Here is an 18,410-nt window from a genome sequence, read left to right as displayed (position 1 = left end):
ATGCATCTGCGCACCGTACGGGCGAGGTTGTTGCTCGTCACCGTGGCCGGCCTGACCGGTGTCATGGCGTTCGACCACTACTACATGCTCTTCCCCTGGCTCACGTGGTGGGAGTGGGAACCGTGCATGGGCGCGACCGACGGCTTCTGCGGCACGTTCTATCGCAACAAGCCGTTCACGTCGGTCACCGAGTGGGCGTTCCTGCTGCTGGTCGTGGTCATCCTGTCCCGCCCGGTGGCCCGGTGGGTGCTGGCGCCCGTCCGCAACCTGGTCCCGCTCGTCGCCCAGGTCGGCCCGCAGAACCTGGGGCTGCGCATCCCCTCCGGCCGCGACCGCAAGGGTGAGGTGGCGGCGCTGACGTCCGCGCTCAACGCCATGCTGGACCGGCTGGCCGCCGCCTACGAGGGGCAGCGCAACTTCGCCGCCAACGCCTCCCACGAGCTGCGGACCCCGCTCGCGTTGCAGCGCATGCTGATCGAGATCGGCATGACCGAGCCGCTCACCGAGGACCGCTCGGCCCAGGTCGCCGGTCAGCTCCTGCAGGCCAACGAGCGCAGCGAACGCCTCATCGAGGGCCTGCTCACGCTCAGCCAGGCCGAGCAGGGACTGGTCGCGCACACCCCGCAGCGGCTGGACGAGATCGTGGCCGAGGTCGTCCAGGCCCACCAGCCCACCGGCGTCACCCTCACCACCGGTCTGCGGCCCCGCGTGGTCAGCGGCGACCGGATCCTGCTGGAACGGCTGGCCCGCAACCTGGTCGAGAACGCCCTCAAGTACAACGTGCCGGGCGGCACCGTCCACGTCGAGATCGACCCGGCGGGCGCCCTGGTCGTCACCAACACCGGCCCGGCCGTGCCCGCGGCCGAGATCGGCCGCCTGTTCGAACCGTTCACCCGGCTGGCCGGCGACCGCCTCGACCACAGCGGGGGCAGCGGCCTGGGGCTGGCCATCGTGCGGGCGATCGTGCGCACCCACGGCGGCACGGTGGACGCGGCCCCGAACGCCGAGGGCGGCGGCCTGCAGATGACCGTCACGTTCCCGGCCTGATCAGGACGGCAGCCGGACCGTCCGCAGGAACGGAGGAAGCAGCCACGGGCGGCGGCCACCGACGCGGACCTTTCCGGTCAGGGCGGCCCGCACCCGGCTGACCCGGCCGAACAGCATCAGGTCGAGCGTCACCGGGTCGTAGGTCAGGCGCACGTCCGGGCGTTCCACCACCTCGGTGAGATGCACCCGGCCGCGCTCGAGCACCAGGGTGAACGGCCGGACGGCCGATCCCCGGAACGTCACCACGACCTTTCCCGGGTGGGGTGGACCGTCGTGGTCGAGAAGTTTGCCGTAGCCGGAGGCGACGAGGCCGGTGAAGAACACGTCGAAGAACGCGGCGGCATCGGCCGCGGGCAGATGCCAGGGGCGGCCGGCCGCCGTCGCGATGTCCCAGCCGTGCACGTTGATCTCGTTGAGCAGATGGGCCAGAAGGCCGTCGAGCGGCAGGTCCGCCCCGCCGAGCCAGGGAAAGACGGTGCGGGGATCGGCCCCGCGCGCCATCCGGAGCAGCTCGTCCAGATCCTCGGTCAGCCGGCCGAGCAGAACGGCCGGGTCACGCTCCCGGAGGTGCGCCAGGACCTTGACGTTGACGTCCTTCACCTGGTCGACCGTGCTACCCGCGACGAGCTCGTCCAGGCCCGGCACGAGCGGATCGAGGGGGCGCCCGGCGAGCAGAGCGACGTCCATCGCGGCGATCGAGGCCACGTGGGCCAGGGTGTCGCCGACATCCCAGTGCCGGGTCACCTTCCGCGTGGAGGGAATGCTGCCGACGACCGTACGCAGTCGATCCAGCGCGGTGGGCAACGCCGTCAGCAGGCTGTCCATGAGGACAGCCTGCCGCATCGAGCGGCATCGGTCTTCTTCGAAATTGCCGTAGTTGAAGTCAGCAATCCCGAAGGCGTCCGGAGCGCGTGGACGCTCCGACACTGAAGCAATGTCTGTCCTGGGGAAAACACCGCCACTGATCACCTCGATCGACGATCGTCCACGCCGGCGCGGCCTGATCGTCGCCGGCAGCGTCCTGGCCGGCCTGGCGCTGGCCGTCCTGTGGTCCTTCGAGTTCGTCGACCACGTCATCGGCGACAACGTCGCCAACACGCTGCTCGGCCACGACGCCAAGGCGACCGCGATCGGCGGGACCGCGGCCGGTCTGGTCTTCGCGTTCGTCTCCGGCCTGGCCGGCACGTTCACCGCCTGCAACATCGCGATGGTCGCGTCGGTCGGACCGATGAGCCAGGCGACCCGGTCCGGCTCGACCTCTTCGGGCCTCCGCCGGCTGCTGCGGCCGGTCGGCTGGCTCGCGCTCGGCATGGTGACCGTCTCGGCGCTGTACGGCGCGGTCGGCGTGCTGATCGGTGACGACCTGCCACAGTTGTCGACCGAGGTCGTCGGCGGCATTCCGGTCCGCCTGATCCAGTCGATGGTGGTCTTCGGCGTGATCGGGCTGGCCTTCGTCTATCTGGGGCTGGCCGCGCTGCGGATCGTGCCCGACCCGTTCGCGGACCGGCCGATCGCCCGCGTGGTGGTGCTCGGCGCCCTGGTCGGTGGATTCCTCATCGGACGCCCGTATCCGTTGTTCAACAAGCTGTTCCACTGGGCCGTCGACTCGGGCAACCCGCTCTACGGCGCCGGAGCCTTCGTGTTGCAGTCACTGGGCAACATCGCGATCGTCACGATCCTGTTCGCGCTGGTGATCGTGCTGACGCGAGGCCGGGTGCTGCAGTGGCTGACCGCGCGCCCGTCCCGCACCGTGGCCGTGACGGCCGCCCTGCTGATCGCCCTCGGTGTGTTCACCGCCGTCTACTGGGATGTGCGGCTGCCGGCCATGTTCGGCCACGGGTGGTTCCCCACGATGCCCTACAACTGAGCGCGGTCGTAGTCCCGCGGTCGGAGGGCCGGGGTGGATCTCCGTTCGCGGGTGGAGTCGCGGCCACGTCGGCGTGCCGAGACTGAGCCGATGTTTCGTACGCTTTCGGATCGGGCCTCGGGGCTCGTGTTTGTCGTGGTCGTTCTCGCGGTTTCGCTGAGCACGGCCCGGGTCGCCGGCGGGCTGGTCCTCGCCGTCTCACCTCTGCTGGTGACGCTGCTGATGATGCTCGTCGTGACCCGGGACGGGTGGTCACGCGACGGCTGGCGGCGGCTCGGGCTCGGCCGGCTGGGGCTCGGCTCCTGGCCGGCCGCCGTGGCCACCACCGCGGGAGTCAGCGTGATCGCCGCGGTGCTCGTGGTCGTGGCCGGGGTCGCCCGGTTCACCGCGCCGCACGGATCGTGGCCGGCCGACCTGCTCGCGATCGGCGTCACCGGCCCGGTCCTGGCCTTCGCCGAGGAGATCGGCTGGCGCGGTTATCTCCAGCCCCGCCTCCGGTCGTCGCTGGTCATCGGCGTGGTGTGGATCGCCTGGCACCTCCCGTACATCCTGCTCACGCCGGACTACCACGCCGACGGGAACCGGGTCCTGGTCCTGGGGTTGTTCGCCGGTTCGGTGCTGGCCTTCTCGGTGCTCTTCGGCAAGCTGCGGGAGCGTACGGGCAGTGTGTGGCCGGCGGTGCTGGCCCACTTCGCGCACAACGCCACGTTCGCCCTCATCGGCACGTACGCCCTGACGACCAGCCACCCGGTCGTGGTCAACGAATATCTGGCCGGGGACACCGGATTGTTCGTGCTGATCGGCACGGCCGTGGCCGCCGCGCTCGTGCCCCGGGCGGCGGCGCCGCTCATCCCCCGAGCGACTGCGCGAGAATGACCGCCTGCACACGGTCCCGCAGGTCCAGCTTGCGCAGCACAGCGCCCAGATGGGTCTTCACGGTCGACTCGGCCACGTGCAGGCGGGCGGCGATCTCGGTGTTGGTCAGGCCGAGCCCGACGGCGGCCAGAATCTCGCGCTCCCGCTGGGTCAGCCGGTCCAGCCCCGGATCCGGCGCGGGCGGGGCCGGGGCCGGGCGCACGAAGGAGTCGATCAGCCGGCCGACCAGGCGGGGCGAGACGGGTGCGTCCCCGGCCGCGGCCGAGCGGATGCCGGCCAGCAGGTCGGCCGGGCCGGCGTCCTTCAGCAGGTAGCCGGAGGCGCCGGCGCGCAGGGCGGCCACCAGCAGGTCGTCCGCGTCGAACGTGGTCAGCATGACGACCCGGGGTGGCCGGGCCGAGGCCATCAGGCGGCGGGTGGTCTCGACCCCGTCGGGACCGGGCATGCGGATGTCCATCAGCACCACGTCGGCCCGGTGCTCGGGCGACCGCAGCATGGTGAGCGCGGTGCGGCCGTCGGCGGCCTGGCCGGCCACGCCGAGGTCCGGGGCGGCGTCAATGATCATCGCGAAGCCGGCCCGGACCATTTCCTGGTCGTCGACGAGGAAGACGCGGATCACGGCACCGCCACCGGCATGCTCGCCTGGACGCGGAAGCCGCGGTCCGGCAGCGGGCCGGCCTCCAGCGTCCCGTCCAGGGCATGCAGGCGTTCGCGCATCCCGGCGATGCCCACCCCGGTCCCGGCGCCGACCGGCCCGCCGGAACCGTCGTCGTCGACCCGAACCCGCAGCTCCTCGGCCGAGATCCACATGCTCACCGCGGCCGACGCCCCCACGCCGGCGTGCTTGACCACGTTGGTCAGGGCCTCACGGATCACCCGGAGAATCGGCGGCGGCACGACGGTGAGCGTATGGGGATCGGCGAAGACCGTGACGGGCACCCCGGCCGCCCGGACCACGTCGGCGATCCGTTCCACGTCGGCGAGAACGACCGGGGCGTCGGAGACGGGTGCGGTCTCGCGCAGCATCTCGATGACCTCGCGGACGTCGGCCAGCGCGGTCCGGGCCGTACGGCCGATCGTGGTCAGGGCCTGTCGCGGGTCACCGTACGCTCCGGCGTCGGCCTGCACGACCACGACCGTCAGCGAATGCGCGACCAGGTCGTGGATCTCGCGGGCGGCGGCCAGGCGCTCGTTGCGGTGGCGGCTCTCGGCGAGCGCACGCAGGTTCGCCGTCCGGCCGCGGACCAGGTTCCCGATCATCCACACCAGGACGACGAGCACCGCCAGCACGACACCGATGAAGACGGCGTTGGCCACGTACCGGGGCGGGGTGCTCCACCGGAAGCCGGCGACCAGACACCCCGCGGTGGCCAGAGCCAACGCGGTGAGCCGGACGGCGAGCGACGGCACATGCGCGGCGATCGTGTAGACAACGATCGCCTGAGCCAGGTTGGCCGGCAGCGGGACGAGCAGCACGACCAGCTGCACCACGAAGACGGCGGTCGACCAGGCCAGCACCGAGCGCGGGAACTGACGGCGGGCGGCCAGCGGCAGCACGGTCGCGGTGCCGACCACCAGCCCGGCCCAACCGGCGATCAGCGCGCTCGGCAGGCCGGCCACCACCCAGACCGCTCCGGCGAGAAGACGGTCCAGCAGGACGGGGCGGGCACGCGCGAACCGATCGATGCGCGCCGCCAGGAACGGCTTCACCGGCCCGACCCTACCGCCGGGCTGCCACCTACTGCGTCTCCGCCTCCGGCGGCGGGAGCCGGAACTCGCGCTCCAGCTCCACCGACCGCACCCCGTCGAGCCCGGCGAGCGCCGCGACCCGGCCCGGCGGCACCCGGGCGCTGATCACCCCGATGGCCGGCAGCTCGGCGTCGACCTCGACGTCGGCGGCGGCCGCCAGCGACGCGGCCACGCCGGCGAAGGCCTCGGTGTCGACCAGGATGGTCACCGGCACCGCCGGCTCGTCGGTCATCGCCGGATCCTACGGGGCCTGGACCAGGCCGGCCCCGACATCCGTGGACGGCAGCGGCAGCCGCTGGGCGCTCGACGCCAGCAACGCCTTCAGGTCGGCCGGTGTCGCCGCCGGGTTCTGCTCGGCGAACAGCGCCAGCACCCCGGCCACGTGCGGGGTGGCCATGCTCGTGCCGTTGAGCAGCTTGTAGCCGGTCGGTTCGGGGAACGACGACAGAACGCGCACGCCGGGCGCCGCGATGTCGACCTGACCGCCGTCGGGGTTGCGGCCCGCGCACGAGAACGACGCCACATCGAAGTCGGGGGTCAGGGCGGCCACCGCGAGGATCGACGGGCAGTTCGCCGGGTGCCCGACCGACGCGATCGTGCCCGGCCGGCGGCTCTCGTTGCCCGCCGCCGCCACGATCAGGGAGCCTTGCCGCAGCGCGCGCCGGGCGACCTCCTCGTAGATGCGCGAATAGGTGCCACCCACGCGGACCGGCGCCCCGAGCGACATCGAGATGACCCGGCAGTCCTGCGCCACGGCCCAGCTGATGCCGGCCAGGATGCCGCCGTCACGGCCGCTGCCGGCGTTGCTCAGCACCTTGCCCGCGAAGATCTCGGCCTCGCCGGCCACGCCGTAGCGCGGCAGCACCTTGGGCGAGCGCACCCCGCACGCGGTGCCGATGCAGTGTGTGCCGTGGCCGTGGCCGTCCACCGCGCTCTCCCCGGCGATGAACGACATCGTCGTGATGGCCCGGCCCTCGAGATCGCGGTGGTGCCGGTCGACGCCGGTGTCGAGCACCGCGACCCGTACGCCCCGGCCGGTCAGGTCGGACTCGGTCGCCCGGACCGCCTGCAGCCCCCACGTCACCCGGTTCTCGTCCCACTGCCGGGCCGCCGCCTCGGCCGCCCCGGAGCCGTTCGACGAGCTCTCCAGCAGCGCCTCAGCCGCGTCCCGGAAGCCGCGCAGATATTCCACCGTCAGGCCGTCGGCGAACGCGTACACCTCCCGCTCAGGCTCGGTGAGCAGGATCTGCGGGGTGTCGGCGGCGACCCGCACCAGGGCGTCGCGCTGGTCGGGGTCGACCGGCACCACGGCGACGCCGATCTCGGGAAGGATGACCGAGCCGCCTCCGGCCAGGATGTCGGCCACCTGGTGCGCTTCGGTGCCGTGGACCATCTCGGCCACCGGCACGCCGGCCTCGTCGTGCATGACCACGGCCGCCGCGCCGGCATCGTCCGGCTCCAGCAGCACCAGATAGGCGCCCGTGTAGGCGTCCACCCGCGCGGGCACACCCGCGTCGGCCCGGTTGGCGTTCTCCCCCATCGGTTCCGTCATGATTTCTCCGCCCCCTCCGGCGCGTCCGTCACCTGAGCCCTCGGACGCTATGGCCGGCCGGCCGGGGCGCGCATCGGCAATGTCCTCGATCTACCAACCCCCGCGTCCGTTTCCGGACCGGTCCCTTGCCCCGTCGTCGTCACCGGCGGTACAGCTCGGCTCAACCGGAAAAACCCACCGCGGAATGGGGAAGATTCATGTTTCGGATAACCGTGGACGTCTACTCGGGTCGTCCCAATCCGGTCATCGAGATCAGCAACGACGACGAAATCCGCTCGACCCTGCGGCAGTTGTCGGCCAACCGTTCGCTGGCGACCGCCGAACCACCCGCCGAGGGCGGCCTCGGCCTGCGCGGGTTCCAGCTGGAGATCATGGACGACGAGCTGGCCCGGCGCTACGACCTGGCCGGCTCGCTCTACATCCCGGCCGGCGCCGCCACCGCCGAGTTCACCGAGCGGCTGACCTCGCTCGCCATGAGCGGCAACGCCCTGGCCGTGCCCGGTTTCGAGGAGCAGACGACCTTCGACGAGGGCCTGCGCGACTACCTGCTCGGACAGCTCGAGAGAAGCAGCAGCGGAACCGTGCAGGAGGGGTCCGACAAGCAGGAGCCCGCGACCGCCGACGCCGTCTGTTACTACGACTTCTACGCGTTCAACCCGGGCTTCTGGAACGACAACTCGACCACCCTGTGGAACAACAACTGCTACAACTACGCCAGCAACTGGCGCACCAACACGTTCGCCCAGCCCGGGCGCGGTTGCGGCAACGTCTGGAAGGCGATCACCGCCGCCGAGGTGACCCGGGCGGCGCTCTGCGACGGCATGCACCGGCGCTACGACTGCTTCCCCGACACCGAGAAGCCCCGCAATCTGGTCGCTCTGGTCATCGCGCCCGGACCGGCGTTCATCGACTACCACTGGTACCGCTATCACCAGGGTGGGTTCTGGGGACACAAGCCGGGCGGGACAGCGGCCCGGAACGTCGACAACAGCAACCAGACGATCACCAATCCGGAAACGGCCGACCGGGGTCCGTACACGATTTTCGCCGGCTATTTCTACGGCTGCGACAGCCAACGGCGACGGATACGGTGAAAGACGCGGGTATTCCCCGGCGATCGCTTTTTGTGATCGCCGGGGTGGCGTTGTGCACGGCCGGTTGCGGCGACGATGCGTCGTCGTCGCCCCCGCCGTCACCGTCACCGTCTTCGTCGCCGTCTTCGTCGGGGGGAGCAGGCATGCGGCTCGAGGTTGATCTCTACAGCGGACGCCCCAACCCGGTCGCGGACGTCGGCGCCGACGTCGCCGACGAGCTGCTGCGCCGGGTGGCCGCCCTGCAGCCCGCTCCCTCGTCCTCGGCCTCCAGCGACCGGCTCGGCTACCGGGGTCTGCGGGCCACCGCATTCGCCGCGCCCGGCGCCCCGGCCGAGGTGTTCGTCTCGGACGGGACGGTCACCGTGCGGGAGGCGGGCGGCGAGGAGCGGCGTCTGGCCGACCCCGACCGCGCCCTGGAACGGTGGCTGATCGGCGCGGCGGCCGGCGATCTGGGCGCCGCCGAGGCCGCGGCCGTCAAGGACGACCTGGGCCGGTGACACGACCGGTTGGTCAAAGCGGCGGGCGAGGATCCGCATCGCGTCTGAGCCGCTCGATGTCGCCGGCCCACCAGTCGCCGGGAACACCCGAGGCGACCGCGATGTCGCGGGCCGTGCGGTAAGCGGCCAGGGCGCCGTCGCGGTCGCCGAGCGCTTCCCGGGCCCGGCCGACCGAGCCCCACAACGCGTTGGCCCGGAAGAAGCGCTCGCGACCCGTGCCCTCCTCGACCGTGATTTCCAGGGCCCGGGCGCACAGTTCCCGGGCGCGGTCACGCAGTGCGACCGCTTCCTCATCGCCGGGCGCGTAGGCCCGCTGCCGGATCAGCCGCTCGATCCCCTTGCGCGCCCGGTCCTCGCCATAGCTGCGGATCTGCTCGACGAGCCACAGATCCTCGCCGGCCGCCCGCAGCGCCGTGGCCTCAGCAGCCCGCGCCAAGCCCACCGCGCGCCGGACATCGAGGCTGCCGGCAAGACGGAGGTCATTCCAGTACGGCGCATCGGCGTACGCGGCACTGCGATCGCGCTTGCCGTCCGGGGCGTCGATGGTCCGCGTCACGAGGGCCCAGTCGTCCTCGGTCTGGAGTGCCTTGACGGTGAAGGTAACGTTCCATGACCTGCGGCCGGCCAGCCGCTCCACCACCGGGCTGCGCCACGCGACGTCGGCCACCAGCGAGGCCGGCACCTCGTGGTAGCCCAGGTAATCGTCCGTGCTCGTCCACGGCGGGACGCCCCAGTCGCCGTCGGTGCGGGCCAGAAGCCGATGAACCAGGGCCGCCTCGGTGCGTTCACCCGCCTGTTCCAGGCAGCCGGCGGCGACGTGCAGGGCGGCCACGCCGTGGTCCTCGTCGAACTGGTCCCAGTCGCGGCCCTCGTTGCCCTCCCGGATCAGCGACGGAATGACCACCGGCGGCGGCAGCACGGCGGCCCAGAACCGGTGTGCCAGCAGGGCATACGCGGACAGCCGCCCGACGACCTTCTGCCCGGCGACCGCGATTTCGACGTCCGGCCCGTTCAGCCCGACCTCGAACGGCGGCACCGGCCGGGTGATCCCGAGCCAGAATGCGGCGTATCCCGCGAACAGGTCCGTCAGGCTCCCGGCCAGCTTCGACATGCGCCGCACCCTACTTCGTCACGACCGCCGCGATTCAGGCCCCGCTGGACCCTGGCTCCCATCCGGTTCGCTGTGCAGCGCAACACCACCGAACGCGCGCCGAAGCTCGCCGCCGACCTCCGCGAATCGAGCCGCTCAGCCGTCGCATCGTTTATTCGTAGCGGTATTTCAGGGCGTCGGCCTCGGTCTGCTCGATGTCGGCGATCGTCAGACCGGGCATGCGCAACTGGGCCAGCGTGACCTCGGCCGAGGTGGGCTGGGCGTCGGGCGAGAGCCACTGGTCGGGCTTCCAGGCCGCGCCGCGCAGCAGGGCCTTGGGGCAGTGCGGGTAGACCTCGTCGATGCCGACCACCAGCGCGCTGGCCGGGGGCTTGCCCACCGGGGTCAGTTGCGACAACAGGTCGGGGCGGGTGGAGACGCAGGCCCGGCCGTTCACGCGGAGCGTCGTGGTGCGGCCGGGGATGACGAACAGCAGGCCGGCCCGGCCGGTTTCGACGACGTTCTGCAGGGTGTCCAGGCGCTTGTTGCCGGTCGCGTCGGGGATCGCCAGCGTGCGGGAGTCGAGCACGGCGACGAACCCGGCCGGGCCGCCGCGCGGCGAGACGTCGGCGTTGCCGTGGGCGTCGACGCTGGCGACGAAGACCAGCGAGGCGCAGCCGATCAGCCGCCGGGTCTGCTCGGTGAGCTCGGTCATCTGCTTGCGTACGGCCGCCTCGCTGGGCTGGGCGTCGTAGGCCCGGCGCAACGCCTCCTGATCGGGCACGGCGTCGAGGCGCAGGGAGTCGAAGGCCGTGGTGGTGGGGAGGGCTGACTGCATCCGTCAATGCTCGCCGGTGCCAGGACATTTGTCACGGCCGAGGCCGTATCGGCGGCTCTGCCGAGGGCAGTGCCACTTTCCGTAGCGTCGATGTCATGGATGACATGGCAATTCGCGTCACCGGTGTCAGCAAGCGCTTCGGCGTGGTCCGGGCCGTCGACCGGCTCGACCTGAGCGTGGACCGGGGCTGCGTGATGGCCCTGCTCGGCCCGAACGGCGCGGGCAAGACCACGGCGATCTCGATGATGCTGGGTCTCGCGCCACCCGACACGGGCACGGTTCTGCTGTACGAGGGTTCTCCGGTCGACGCGGTGCGGGCCGGCCGGGTCGGCGCGATGCTCCAGGACGGCGCGTTCGTGCCGGGCGCCACCGTTCGCGACGTGGTCGAGCTGGCTCGCGCCCTGTATCCACGCCCGCTCGACACCGACCGGGTCCTGAGCGTGGCCGGCTTGACCGGGCTGGCCGGCCGGCGGCTCGACAAACTCTCCGGCGGCGAGGCCCAGCGGGCCCGGTTCGCGTTCGCTCTCGCCGGCGGCCCCGAACTTCTGGTTCTCGACGAGCCGTCCGCGGCCATGGACGTCGCGGCCCGGCAGGCGTTCTGGACGGCCGTCCGCTCGTACGCGGCCGACGGCAACACTGTTCTGTTCAGCACCCACCAGCTCCACGAGGCGGACGAGCACGCCGACCGGATCGTGGTGCTGGCCGCCGGCCGGGTGGTGGCCGACGGCACGCCCGCGCAGGTTCGCGTGAAAGCCGGCGTACGGGAGGGCATCTCCCTCGATCAGGCATTCCTCGCCCTCACCGACCCGTCCACCCCGACCGGAACGGAGCAGTGATGCGCGCCTACCTGAGGTTCGAGCTGCGCCGCCTCGTACGGGACCCCCGGCTGTTGTTCTTCTCGGTCATCGGCCCGGTGGTCACGTACGTGATCTTCTCGGGCTGGTCGGCCGGCGACCGCCTGGAAGGGCTGGCCGCACCGGTCGCCGTGATGATCGGCCTGGCCGGATACGGTGCCGTCGCGGGTGTGCTCATGGTCGGATCGGCGGTCTCGCAGGAGCGCGCCTCGGGCTGGCTGCACCAACTGCGGGTCACACCGTTGCCGGCCCGCGAGGTCGTCGCCGTGAAGGCCTTCCTCGGCAGCCTGACCGCGATTCCGCCGGTGATCGCCGTCGGGGCCGCCGCCGCCGTTCAGCATCACATCGATTTGCCGTACGGCCGGTGGGCCGCCCTGGTGCTGCTCATGTGGATCGGCACGGTGCCGTTCGCGTTGCTCGGTCTCGCCATCGGGTACGGCCTGTCCCCGCAGATCGCCACGTCGGTCACCTTCCTGGTCTTTCTCACGTTGTCCGTGCTGGGCGGGCTGCTCGCGCCCGCGACCTATTTCCCGGGCTGGCTCCGCGGCCTGGCGCACGCGCTGCCGACCTACCGTTATGCCGAACTCGGCTGGCGCTCCGCGGCCGGGCAGCTGCCCGGCGGGGCCGAACTGGCCGTGCTGGGCGCGTGGACGGCCGGGTTCGCCGTGGTGGCGGCCTGGGCGTACCGGCGTTCGACGGCGCGCCGCTGAGGGTCGATACGGTGGCAGGCATGACCGGGGATCGGAACGTCCAGCGGCGGCGCGGGATCGCGCTCCTGGTCGCGCATACGGCGTGGCTGTGGTTCCTGCTGCCGGCGGCCGCCTCGGTGACGCATCGGCCGGTGGCCGCGACCGGGCTGATCGCCTTCGTGCTGCTCTACATCACGCTGATCGCGGTGCCGGTGCTGCAGCTGCCGGTGCCCTCCACCGCCCGCTATGGCGGGTTGGCGGCCCTGGCGCTGCTCGGGGTCGGGTTGGCTACGGCGTACGGGAAAGGAAGTGGCAGTTGGCCGACCCTGCTGCTGTTCGTCTGCTCGGCCGGCGCGCTCGGAATCGCCCGCCCGGCCGCCGGATTCGCCTGGGTCGGCGGCTGTGTGGCGGCCGTCCTCGCGATCGGCGCCCTGCAGTCGCGACCGGCCTCCGACATCGCACCGATCGCGCTCATCGCGGGGCTGGCCGGCGCTTCCACCATCGCTTTCGTGCGCTTCGTACGGCTCGTCGAGGAGCTACGCCGTACGCAGAAGGAACTCGCCCGCACCGTCCTCGAACGGGAACGCCTGCGGTTCGCCCAGGACCTGCACGACCTGCTCGGTCACAGCCTGTCCCTGATCGTGGTGAAGGCGGAGGTCGTACGCCGTCTCGCCGTGGCCGACCCCGGACGCGCCTCGGACGAGGCCGCCGACATCGAGCGGATCGGCCGCACCGCGCTCGCCGAGGTGCGCGAGGCCGTCACCGGTTACCGCGAGCACAGTTTCGCCCGCGAGCTGGACAACGCCCGTACCGTCCTGGCCGGCATGGGGGTCGAGGTCACCCTGCAGGAGTCCGGGCCGCCGCTCGACGGTGAGGCCGACGACGTGTTCCGGTGGGTTCTGCGCGAGGCGGTGACGAACGTGATGCGGCACAGCGCGGCCACCCGCTGCGACATCGTGGTGGAAGCGGGCATCGGCGGCGCGACGCTCACCGTCCGCGACAACGGCACGAGTGGGAACCCGTTGCCCGGCAACGGATTGCGCGGCCTGGCGGAACGGGTCGAGGTGGCCGGCGGCACGCTGCGGTTCGGCTCGGAAGCCGGCGGCGGGATCGAGCTGACCGCGCATCTGCCGGCCCGGGTGACCGCATGATCCGGCTGCTGCTGGCCGAGGATCAGGGGATGATGCGCGGCGCCCTGGCCCTGCTGCTCAACCTCGAGCCGGACATCGAGGTGGTGGCCGAGGCGGGAACGGCCGCCGAGGCGTTGGGCCGCGCGGCGGAGACCCGGCCCGACGTGGCGCTGCTCGACATCGAGATGCCCGACGGCAGCGGCCTCGACGTGGCGGCGCGCCTACGAACGGAGGTGCCGGACTGCCGTGTCCTGATCCTGACCACTTTCGGCCGTCCCGGTTATCTGCGGCGGGCGATGGAGGCCGGCGCCGCGGGTTTCCTGGTCAAGGACGGGCCGGTCGAGCAGCTGGCGGTCGCCGTCCGGCAGGTGCTGGCGGGCGAGCGGGTGATCGACCCGGCGCTCGCGGCGGCGGCGTTGTCGGCCGGCCCGAACCCGCTCACCGACCGCGAACGGGACGCCTTGGCGGCGGCCGCCGACGGCGCGACGGTTGCCGATATCGCGGCCCGGCTGCACTTGTCGGAGAGCACGGTCCGCAACTATCTGTCGGCGGCGATCGGCAAGACGAGCACGCGGAATCGCATCGAGGCGGCCCACCGGGCCCGGGCCAACGGCTGGATCTGACGCCGTTGACTTGTCCCAGATCTTGTCTCATCATGTTGGGACAAGGCTTGCGACAAGAGGGAGGCCGCCATGCGCGCGACGGAGCTCGAGACAGCCCGTTTGTGGTTGGCCGCGCGCGCCCTGGCCGACGTCACGCCGACGCCGATGCTGGCCGCGCGCCTGACGGTCCGGCGACGGGCGCGGGTGGCCGTGGCCGTCGTGCTGGCCGTGTTCCTCTGCGCGACCGCCCTCGTCTACGTCTCCGCTCTGCCGATCCGTCCCTCGGACGACGGTTTCGGCACGCAGGAGCGCTGGGCCCTGGTGGTGCTGACGGCCCTGGTGACCGGGCTGGTGCTGGGTCTTTCGCTGCTCGACCGGTGGGTGCGGCGGGTCGATCAGCGGGCCGGCGCCGAGTTGCCACGACGGGCGGCCCACTCCGTCCGGCCCGGCTGGCGAACCGTGCTCGGCGTGCCGCGGGCCGCTCTGCTGGCGAGCACCTACGCGGGCGCGGCCGTGCTGGCGATCGCGTCCCTGGCCACGCGCGAGGGCTCCGCCCGTTATGCGGCGGTCATCCTGCTCATCGGGCTGAGCGGGGTCGCGGTGGGCACGGCCGTGCAGCTGCGGCACGTGCTCACCCACCCGGTGGTGGCCGACGACGAAGGCTCGCTGAAGGCCGACTTCCTCATGCGCGTCGAGGACGCCCGCGAGGTGGCTCTGCCGACCGTGGTGTGGTCGCTGCCGGTCGTGTCGGTGTTCGACACCGGGCTCGATCCGTGGAACACGGGCTGGCTCGTCTTCATCGTCCTCAGCGTCATCGCCGTCGTCCTGATCACGGCCTGGGACGGGCGCAACGCCCTGGCCGCCCGGCGCGGCTCCAACGCCCGGTGAGCCAGATGATCGTTATCGACTCGGCCTCGCCCGTGCCGCCCTTCGAGCAGCTGCGCGCCCAGCTCGCCCGGCAGATCCAGGAACGCACGCTGGCCGTGGGCACCCGGCTGCCGACCATCCGGCGGCTGGCCGCAGACCTCGGCCTGGCGGTCAACACGGTCGGCCGGGCCTACCGGGAACTGGAGGAGGCCGGGCTGATCGAGACCCGCGGCGCGGCCGGCTCGTTCGTGTCCGCGGCCGGTGAGCAGGGCCGCGAGCGGGCCCGGCGGGCCGCCGCCGAATACGCGGCCGTCATCGCCGAGTTCGGCATCGACACCGCCGAAGCCGTCCGCATCGTCCAGGCGGCGCTGACCCGGGTGTCCCCGAGGCCGGCTGAACACCGATCATGAAGCCCATGGAGGCGAAGGTCATCACGCTGTGCGGCTCGACCCGGTTCGAGGCCGAGTTCGCGGAGGTCAACCGGCGACTCACGCTCGAGGGTTGCGTCGTGATCAGCCTGGGCCTGTTCAGCCTTCCCGAACCGCCGGACGACGATCTGAGGGGCCGGCTCGGCCGCGTGCACTTCCAGAAGATCCGCATGGCCGACGAGGTGTACATCGTGGACCCGGGCGGCTACCTGGGCGAGTCGACCCGGCGGGAGATCGCCTACGCGGAGTCGCTGGGCAAGCCGGTCCGGTATCTGAGCCGCGAGTGAGCCGCCCGGGCTCAGATGGGGTTGTTGCGGCCGCCGGGCAGGACGCCGCAATGGCGGCACGCCCTCCGCGGGCGGCGGTCCTCGTCGCCGCAGACCAGGCAGCGGCCCCGCGGATCGGCACCGGCCGCACACGCGTCCAGGACCCGGCCCACCACGACCGGCAGCGGTTCGAACGGGTGTTTTCCGGGGTCGGGACAGTAGGCGATGCCGTGGCCGCCCCACGAATCCCATGGGTGCGCCGCGATCGGGAAGCGGCGACCGTGGCGTTTCCGCTCGCGTTGATCGGCGGCGAAGGCGGCCGCCCGGGGCAGCACCACCACGCGTGCGGCCTCGAGTTCGTCGAGGGCCCGGGCCAGGGACTCGGGATCGGCCTCGATGCGGCGGGGAATGCGGTGGGCGGCCGCCAGGTGGTTCCAGGTGGCGTGGAAGCCGTACGGCGCGAAGTGGTAGAGGCAGTTCCGCAGGCTCACCCGGCGGCGCCGCGGATCCCGGCTCCGGTCGCGCACCTGCACGGCCGTCGCGGGGAAACTGGTCACCCGAGGATGATCACACGACCGCGGTAAATGCGGGGCGCGGGCGAGGCGGGCGCGGGTATGGTCGGGCGGTCCCGCGGGTCGTGCCCGTGGCGAACAGCGTGTAGCTCAGCAGAGAGCACCGGGCTGGAGACCCGGAAGGCGCGGGGGCGGTTCCCGCCACGCTGGCGATGAACGAGAACAAGCACCCTGCGAGCGTGAACCCGGGCTATGCCGCGGGCGAGCTGGCCAAGGCCCTGGCGACCGCGTCGGCCCACGAGGACGAGGCGACCCGCCGGCGTGCCGACGAGCGGGCCGGCCGGTGGGCGTCGGTGTTGCGCGGCATGCTGAGCGGGGCGTTGCGGGTCGGATCCCGTAAGCCGGTGGCCGATCTGCCGGTGTGGGTGACCCCCGAGGTCGTGCGGGGTGGGTTCGCCACCGGGCGGGCCGCGGCGGCCGGCGGCGAGCGGGGAGCGCCGTTCGCCCACTATCTGACCGAGGCGGGACTGGCCGAGCTCACCGCCCGGCTCGACAGCGGCGCCTACCACGTCGAGCTGCCCGAACACGCGGCCCTGCTGGTGGTGGCGTGGCTGCTGCGAGCGGGCGACCGCGACGGCGCTTTGCGGCTGTTGGAGGAGATCGGGCCGTACGGGGAAAGGTTGCGCTTCTCGCCTCTGCCCGGCGAGGCGGTCGCCGATCCCGATGTCGTGTGGCGCGAGACCTCGGCCGACGCCGGTGAGCGTCTGGCCCAGCGCCGGCGCAACCCGCAGATCGAGGCGCAGCGTGAGGCCCTGACGGTCTGGAACCCGTTCGCCGACGAGCTTCTGGTGCTGTGGTGCGAGACGGTCGTCGACGGACAGGTCGCGGCCGCGATGGACGACGACTGGCGGCGGCGGGCTTCGGCGCTGCTGCGGCGCTACGAACGGCTCGCCGCCGCCCACACCTGGTGCGGGAAGCACAAGCGCCCCAAGGAAAATCTGGCCATCCTGCGTTCGGCCCTGGCCAAGGTGGAGGATGGCGTTTCGTTGACCCCGCGCGCCCGGGGCATGCTGCAGCACGCGGTCGACTCGATGCTGCGGCGGCGGGGGACGCCCGGTTCGGCCCGGCATGCCGCCTTGCGCGCGGGGCAGGCGGCCGAGGCGTCCGTGCCGACGCATCACGAGCTCGCGCGGATCCTGGTGCGGCGACTGGCCGCGCTGCCGCCGGGGCAGGGCATCGGTGATGTCGAGGAGGTGCTTTCCCCCGTACGGGCGGGGGAAGCGGACGGTGTGGCGCCCGGCACGGAGTTCCCCGTTTCGCTGCGGGCGCCGGTGTTGCGGGCGCTCGCGGGCACGGTGGAGGAACTGGTCGCGGCCCGCGTCGTGCCGTCGGCCGAGGTTCTGGCGTCGCTGGTGCCGCAGATCGCCGCCGCCACGGCCGCCGCCCCCTACCGCGACGAGGCCTTGCGCACGCTGATGGCGGCCACCTACCGCGCGCTCCGCAACCGCCGGTCGCTTCTGCTGCTCAACCTGGAACACCAGGTGCGCCTGGGAGAACTGCCGTGGGTGCGGGCGGTCCAGCCCTATCGCACGGCCGACGACGACACCCGCGGCGAGGCCCACGCGACGCTGCGGCGGCTGGGCGAACTGGCCCTCGAGGGCTTCCCGGCCACCCTGCTGCCCAACCCGCTGGTTCGTGAGCTGTCCACATTGGGCAAGGAGGCGGACGCCGGACTGCCGTGGGTCAGCGAACTGGCCGCCGACATCTTCGAGGGCACGTTCGCAACCAGCTTCCTCGGCGCGGCCAAGGTAGCCGCGGAACTGTTGCCGGGCAGCCTCTACGAGCGTTACTACGGCATCGACTACGCACGGATCAGCGCGATCGACGACCTCCGGAAGCGCGGACGGCAGGCCGCCGCCACCTCGCCGGCGTTCGACGCGTTGTGCCGCGAGCGGGCCGGCGAACTCGGCGACCTCCGCGGCCGTTCCGTGGCCGCGAACGGCATGGTGATCGAGCAGGCCCAGATCCTCACCACCCACAATCTGGCCACGCTGGTCGCCCGGGTCGGGGTGCGCCCGGAATCGGGTTGGCCGGTGCTGGCCGACCGCGCGTTCGCCACGGCCACCACGCTCGCCGGTCGGTTGCGCGGCAACCCGCGGCCGCTGGGCACGGTCAAGGACATCGCGTACGCGTGGCGGCAGCTGGTCTTCTTCCTGTCGCTCAGCGACGAGGCCGAGGTGCGGGCCCGCTTCGCCAACTGGTCCCGTGAGCTGGACAGCCGGCCTGACCCCGTACGGGCGGCGATCGGTCCGGCCCTTTCCGGGCTGACGCGGGTGGCCATCGACCGGACCGCCGAGCCCGACGACGCTTCCGGCACAAGCCGGCGCCTGCTCGGCTGGACCACGGGCCGGCACTGGATGCTCGTCCGCCTCAGCCGCTGACGCCGATCCAG

21 protein-coding genes and 1 tRNA gene are annotated in these 18,410 nt (G+C 72.3%); 14 read left to right on the top strand and 8 right to left on the bottom strand.

Annotation, left to right across the window (positions count from 1 at the left end):
- Positions 1-1,047 carry a sensor histidine kinase gene (locus JIG36_RS23665; RefSeq protein ID WP_203378551.1) on the top strand — a complete coding sequence of 349 codons (1,047 nt, stop codon included), beginning with the start codon at positions 1-3 and terminating at the stop codon, positions 1,045-1,047.
- Here the strand turns inward: JIG36_RS23665 and JIG36_RS23660 are convergent, their stop codons facing one another.
- Positions 1,048-1,872 (bottom strand): maleylpyruvate isomerase N-terminal domain-containing protein, encoded by an 825-nt coding sequence (locus JIG36_RS23660; protein WP_203378550.1) that lies wholly within the window; start codon positions 1,870-1,872, stop codon positions 1,048-1,050. It lies immediately after the preceding gene.
- 109 nt (positions 1,873-1,981) lie between these two features.
- Here JIG36_RS23660 and JIG36_RS23655 point away from each other — a divergent pair, with 109 nt between their 5' ends.
- Positions 1,982-2,914, top strand: a complete 933-nt coding sequence (locus JIG36_RS23655) for a hypothetical protein (protein ID WP_203378549.1) — start codon at positions 1,982-1,984, stop codon at positions 2,912-2,914.
- A 90-nt stretch (positions 2,915-3,004) separates the two neighbouring features.
- Positions 3,005-3,790 (top strand): CPBP family intramembrane glutamic endopeptidase, encoded by a 786-nt coding sequence (locus JIG36_RS23650; protein ID WP_203378548.1) that lies wholly within the window; start codon positions 3,005-3,007, stop codon positions 3,788-3,790.
- Here JIG36_RS23650 and JIG36_RS23645 read toward each other — a convergent pair.
- From JIG36_RS23645 to JIG36_RS23630, 4 genes are read right to left on the bottom strand one after another with little or no spacing between them, the layout of a single operon-like run.
- On the bottom strand, positions 3,762-4,409 hold the full coding sequence (locus tag JIG36_RS23645; protein ID WP_307872883.1) for a response regulator: 648 nt from the start codon (positions 4,407-4,409) through the stop codon (positions 3,762-3,764). The genes JIG36_RS23650 and JIG36_RS23645 overlap by 29 nt on opposite strands.
- Positions 4,406-5,500 carry a sensor histidine kinase gene (locus JIG36_RS54165; RefSeq protein ID WP_203378547.1) on the bottom strand — a complete coding sequence of 365 codons (1,095 nt, stop codon included), beginning with the start codon at positions 5,498-5,500 and terminating at the stop codon, positions 4,406-4,408. The genes JIG36_RS23645 and JIG36_RS54165 overlap by 4 nt, the downstream gene beginning before the upstream one ends.
- 28 nt (positions 5,501-5,528) lie before the next feature.
- On the bottom strand, positions 5,529-5,771 hold the full coding sequence (locus JIG36_RS23635; protein ID WP_203378546.1) for a hypothetical protein: 243 nt from the start codon (positions 5,769-5,771) through the stop codon (positions 5,529-5,531).
- 9 nt (positions 5,772-5,780) lie between these two features.
- Complete coding sequence (locus JIG36_RS23630) at positions 5,781-7,091, bottom strand: S8 family peptidase (protein ID WP_203378545.1); 1,311 nt, start codon at positions 7,089-7,091, stop codon at positions 5,781-5,783.
- Between the two features lie 197 nt (positions 7,092-7,288).
- On the opposite strand from JIG36_RS23630, the gene JIG36_RS23625 reads away from it, so the two are divergent.
- Together JIG36_RS23625 and JIG36_RS23620 are read left to right on the top strand one after the other, a co-directional pair.
- On the top strand, positions 7,289-8,185 hold the full coding sequence (locus tag JIG36_RS23625) for a hypothetical protein (RefSeq protein ID WP_203378544.1): 897 nt from the start codon (positions 7,289-7,291) through the stop codon (positions 8,183-8,185).
- A gap of 143 nt (positions 8,186-8,328) precedes the next feature.
- Positions 8,329-8,682 (top strand): hypothetical protein, encoded by a 354-nt coding sequence (locus JIG36_RS23620; RefSeq protein ID WP_203378543.1) that lies wholly within the window; start codon positions 8,329-8,331, stop codon positions 8,680-8,682.
- Between the two features lie 13 nt (positions 8,683-8,695).
- On the opposite strand, the gene JIG36_RS23615 is transcribed toward JIG36_RS23620, so the two are convergent.
- Positions 8,696-9,793 (bottom strand): hypothetical protein, encoded by a 1,098-nt coding sequence (locus tag JIG36_RS23615; protein ID WP_203378542.1) that lies wholly within the window; start codon positions 9,791-9,793, stop codon positions 8,696-8,698.
- 151 nt (positions 9,794-9,944) lie between these two features.
- Entirely contained in the window at positions 9,945-10,610 is a 666-nt protein-coding gene (locus tag JIG36_RS23610) for an MSMEG_1061 family FMN-dependent PPOX-type flavoprotein (protein WP_203378541.1), read from the bottom strand.
- 95 nt (positions 10,611-10,705) lie between these two features.
- On the opposite strand from JIG36_RS23610, the gene JIG36_RS23605 reads away from it, so the two are divergent.
- The 7 genes from JIG36_RS23605 to JIG36_RS23575 all read left to right on the top strand — a co-directional run bounded on the left by JIG36_RS23605 (position 10,706) and on the right by JIG36_RS23575 (position 15,467).
- Positions 10,706-11,446: an ABC transporter ATP-binding protein gene (locus tag JIG36_RS23605; protein ID WP_236048104.1), complete on the top strand. Its 741-nt coding sequence runs from the start codon at positions 10,706-10,708 to the stop codon at positions 11,444-11,446.
- Entirely contained in the window at positions 11,446-12,174 is a 729-nt protein-coding gene (locus tag JIG36_RS23600; RefSeq protein WP_203378540.1) for an ABC transporter permease, read from the top strand. Before JIG36_RS23605 ends, JIG36_RS23600 begins: the two co-directional genes overlap by 1 nt.
- A 20-nt stretch (positions 12,175-12,194) precedes the next feature.
- Positions 12,195-13,304, top strand: a complete 1,110-nt coding sequence (locus JIG36_RS23595; RefSeq protein WP_203378539.1) for a sensor histidine kinase — start codon at positions 12,195-12,197, stop codon at positions 13,302-13,304.
- Positions 13,301-13,906: a response regulator transcription factor gene (locus JIG36_RS23590; protein ID WP_203378538.1), complete on the top strand. Its 606-nt coding sequence runs from the start codon at positions 13,301-13,303 to the stop codon at positions 13,904-13,906. The genes JIG36_RS23595 and JIG36_RS23590 overlap by 4 nt, the downstream gene beginning before the upstream one ends.
- A 69-nt stretch (positions 13,907-13,975) precedes the next feature.
- A complete protein-coding gene (locus JIG36_RS23585; RefSeq protein WP_203378537.1) occupies positions 13,976-14,773 on the top strand; it encodes a hypothetical protein in 798 nt (265 codons plus the stop codon).
- 5 nt (positions 14,774-14,778) lie between these two features.
- On the top strand, positions 14,779-15,162 hold the full coding sequence (locus JIG36_RS23580) for a GntR family transcriptional regulator (protein WP_203378536.1): 384 nt from the start codon (positions 14,779-14,781) through the stop codon (positions 15,160-15,162).
- A gap of 5 nt (positions 15,163-15,167) precedes the next feature.
- A complete protein-coding gene (locus JIG36_RS23575; RefSeq protein WP_203378535.1) occupies positions 15,168-15,467 on the top strand; it encodes a TIR domain-containing protein in 300 nt (99 codons plus the stop codon).
- Between the two features lie 11 nt (positions 15,468-15,478).
- Here JIG36_RS23575 and JIG36_RS23570 read toward each other — a convergent pair whose 3' ends face one another.
- A complete protein-coding gene (locus tag JIG36_RS23570; protein WP_203378534.1) occupies positions 15,479-16,003 on the bottom strand; it encodes a hypothetical protein in 525 nt (174 codons plus the stop codon).
- A 94-nt stretch (positions 16,004-16,097) separates the two neighbouring features.
- Between JIG36_RS23570 and JIG36_RS23565 the strand changes: the two genes are divergently transcribed.
- Positions 16,098-16,168 (top strand) — tRNA-Ser (locus tag JIG36_RS23565).
- Between the two features lie 29 nt (positions 16,169-16,197).
- Complete coding sequence (locus JIG36_RS23560) at positions 16,198-18,399, top strand: hypothetical protein (protein WP_203378533.1); 2,202 nt, start codon at positions 16,198-16,200, stop codon at positions 18,397-18,399.
- Positions 18,400-18,410: the final 11 nt, after the last annotated feature.

This window comes from Paractinoplanes ovalisporus (assembly GCF_016834655.1).
Lineage (GTDB): Bacteria > Actinomycetota > Actinomycetes > Mycobacteriales > Micromonosporaceae > Actinoplanes > Actinoplanes ovalisporus.
This window is presented reverse-complemented; position numbering and strand designations above follow the sequence as displayed.

Bases quoted from the DNA above. Each gene is read 5' to 3' on its own strand.
- JIG36_RS23665 (WP_203378551.1), top strand. From the start codon at position 1: ATGCATCTGCGCACCGTACGGGCGAGGTTGTTGCTCGTCACCGTGGCC.
- JIG36_RS23660 (WP_203378550.1), bottom strand. From the start codon at position 1,872: ATGGACAGCCTGCTGACGGCGTTGCCCACCGCGCTGGATCGACTGCGT.
- JIG36_RS23655 (WP_203378549.1), top strand. From the start codon at position 1,982: ATGTCTGTCCTGGGGAAAACACCGCCACTGATCACCTCGATCGACGAT.
- JIG36_RS23650 (WP_203378548.1), top strand. From the start codon at position 3,005: ATGTTTCGTACGCTTTCGGATCGGGCCTCGGGGCTCGTGTTTGTCGTG.
- JIG36_RS23635 (WP_203378546.1), bottom strand. From the start codon at position 5,771: ATGACCGACGAGCCGGCGGTGCCGGTGACCATCCTGGTCGACACCGAG.
- JIG36_RS23630 (WP_203378545.1), bottom strand. From the start codon at position 7,091: ATGACGGAACCGATGGGGGAGAACGCCAACCGGGCCGACGCGGGTGTG.
- JIG36_RS23625 (WP_203378544.1), top strand. From the start codon at position 7,289: ATGTTTCGGATAACCGTGGACGTCTACTCGGGTCGTCCCAATCCGGTC.
- JIG36_RS23620 (WP_203378543.1), top strand. From the start codon at position 8,329: ATGCGGCTCGAGGTTGATCTCTACAGCGGACGCCCCAACCCGGTCGCG.
- JIG36_RS23615 (WP_203378542.1), bottom strand. From the start codon at position 9,793: ATGTCGAAGCTGGCCGGGAGCCTGACGGACCTGTTCGCGGGATACGCC.
- JIG36_RS23610 (WP_203378541.1), bottom strand. From the start codon at position 10,610: ATGCAGTCAGCCCTCCCCACCACCACGGCCTTCGACTCCCTGCGCCTC.
- JIG36_RS23605 (WP_236048104.1), top strand. From the start codon at position 10,706: ATGGATGACATGGCAATTCGCGTCACCGGTGTCAGCAAGCGCTTCGGC.
- JIG36_RS23600 (WP_203378540.1), top strand. From the start codon at position 11,446: ATGCGCGCCTACCTGAGGTTCGAGCTGCGCCGCCTCGTACGGGACCCC.
- JIG36_RS23595 (WP_203378539.1), top strand. From the start codon at position 12,195: ATGACCGGGGATCGGAACGTCCAGCGGCGGCGCGGGATCGCGCTCCTG.
- JIG36_RS23590 (WP_203378538.1), top strand. From the start codon at position 13,301: ATGATCCGGCTGCTGCTGGCCGAGGATCAGGGGATGATGCGCGGCGCC.
- JIG36_RS23585 (WP_203378537.1), top strand. From the start codon at position 13,976: ATGCGCGCGACGGAGCTCGAGACAGCCCGTTTGTGGTTGGCCGCGCGC.
- JIG36_RS23580 (WP_203378536.1), top strand. From the start codon at position 14,779: ATGATCGTTATCGACTCGGCCTCGCCCGTGCCGCCCTTCGAGCAGCTG.
- JIG36_RS23575 (WP_203378535.1), top strand. From the start codon at position 15,168: ATGGAGGCGAAGGTCATCACGCTGTGCGGCTCGACCCGGTTCGAGGCC.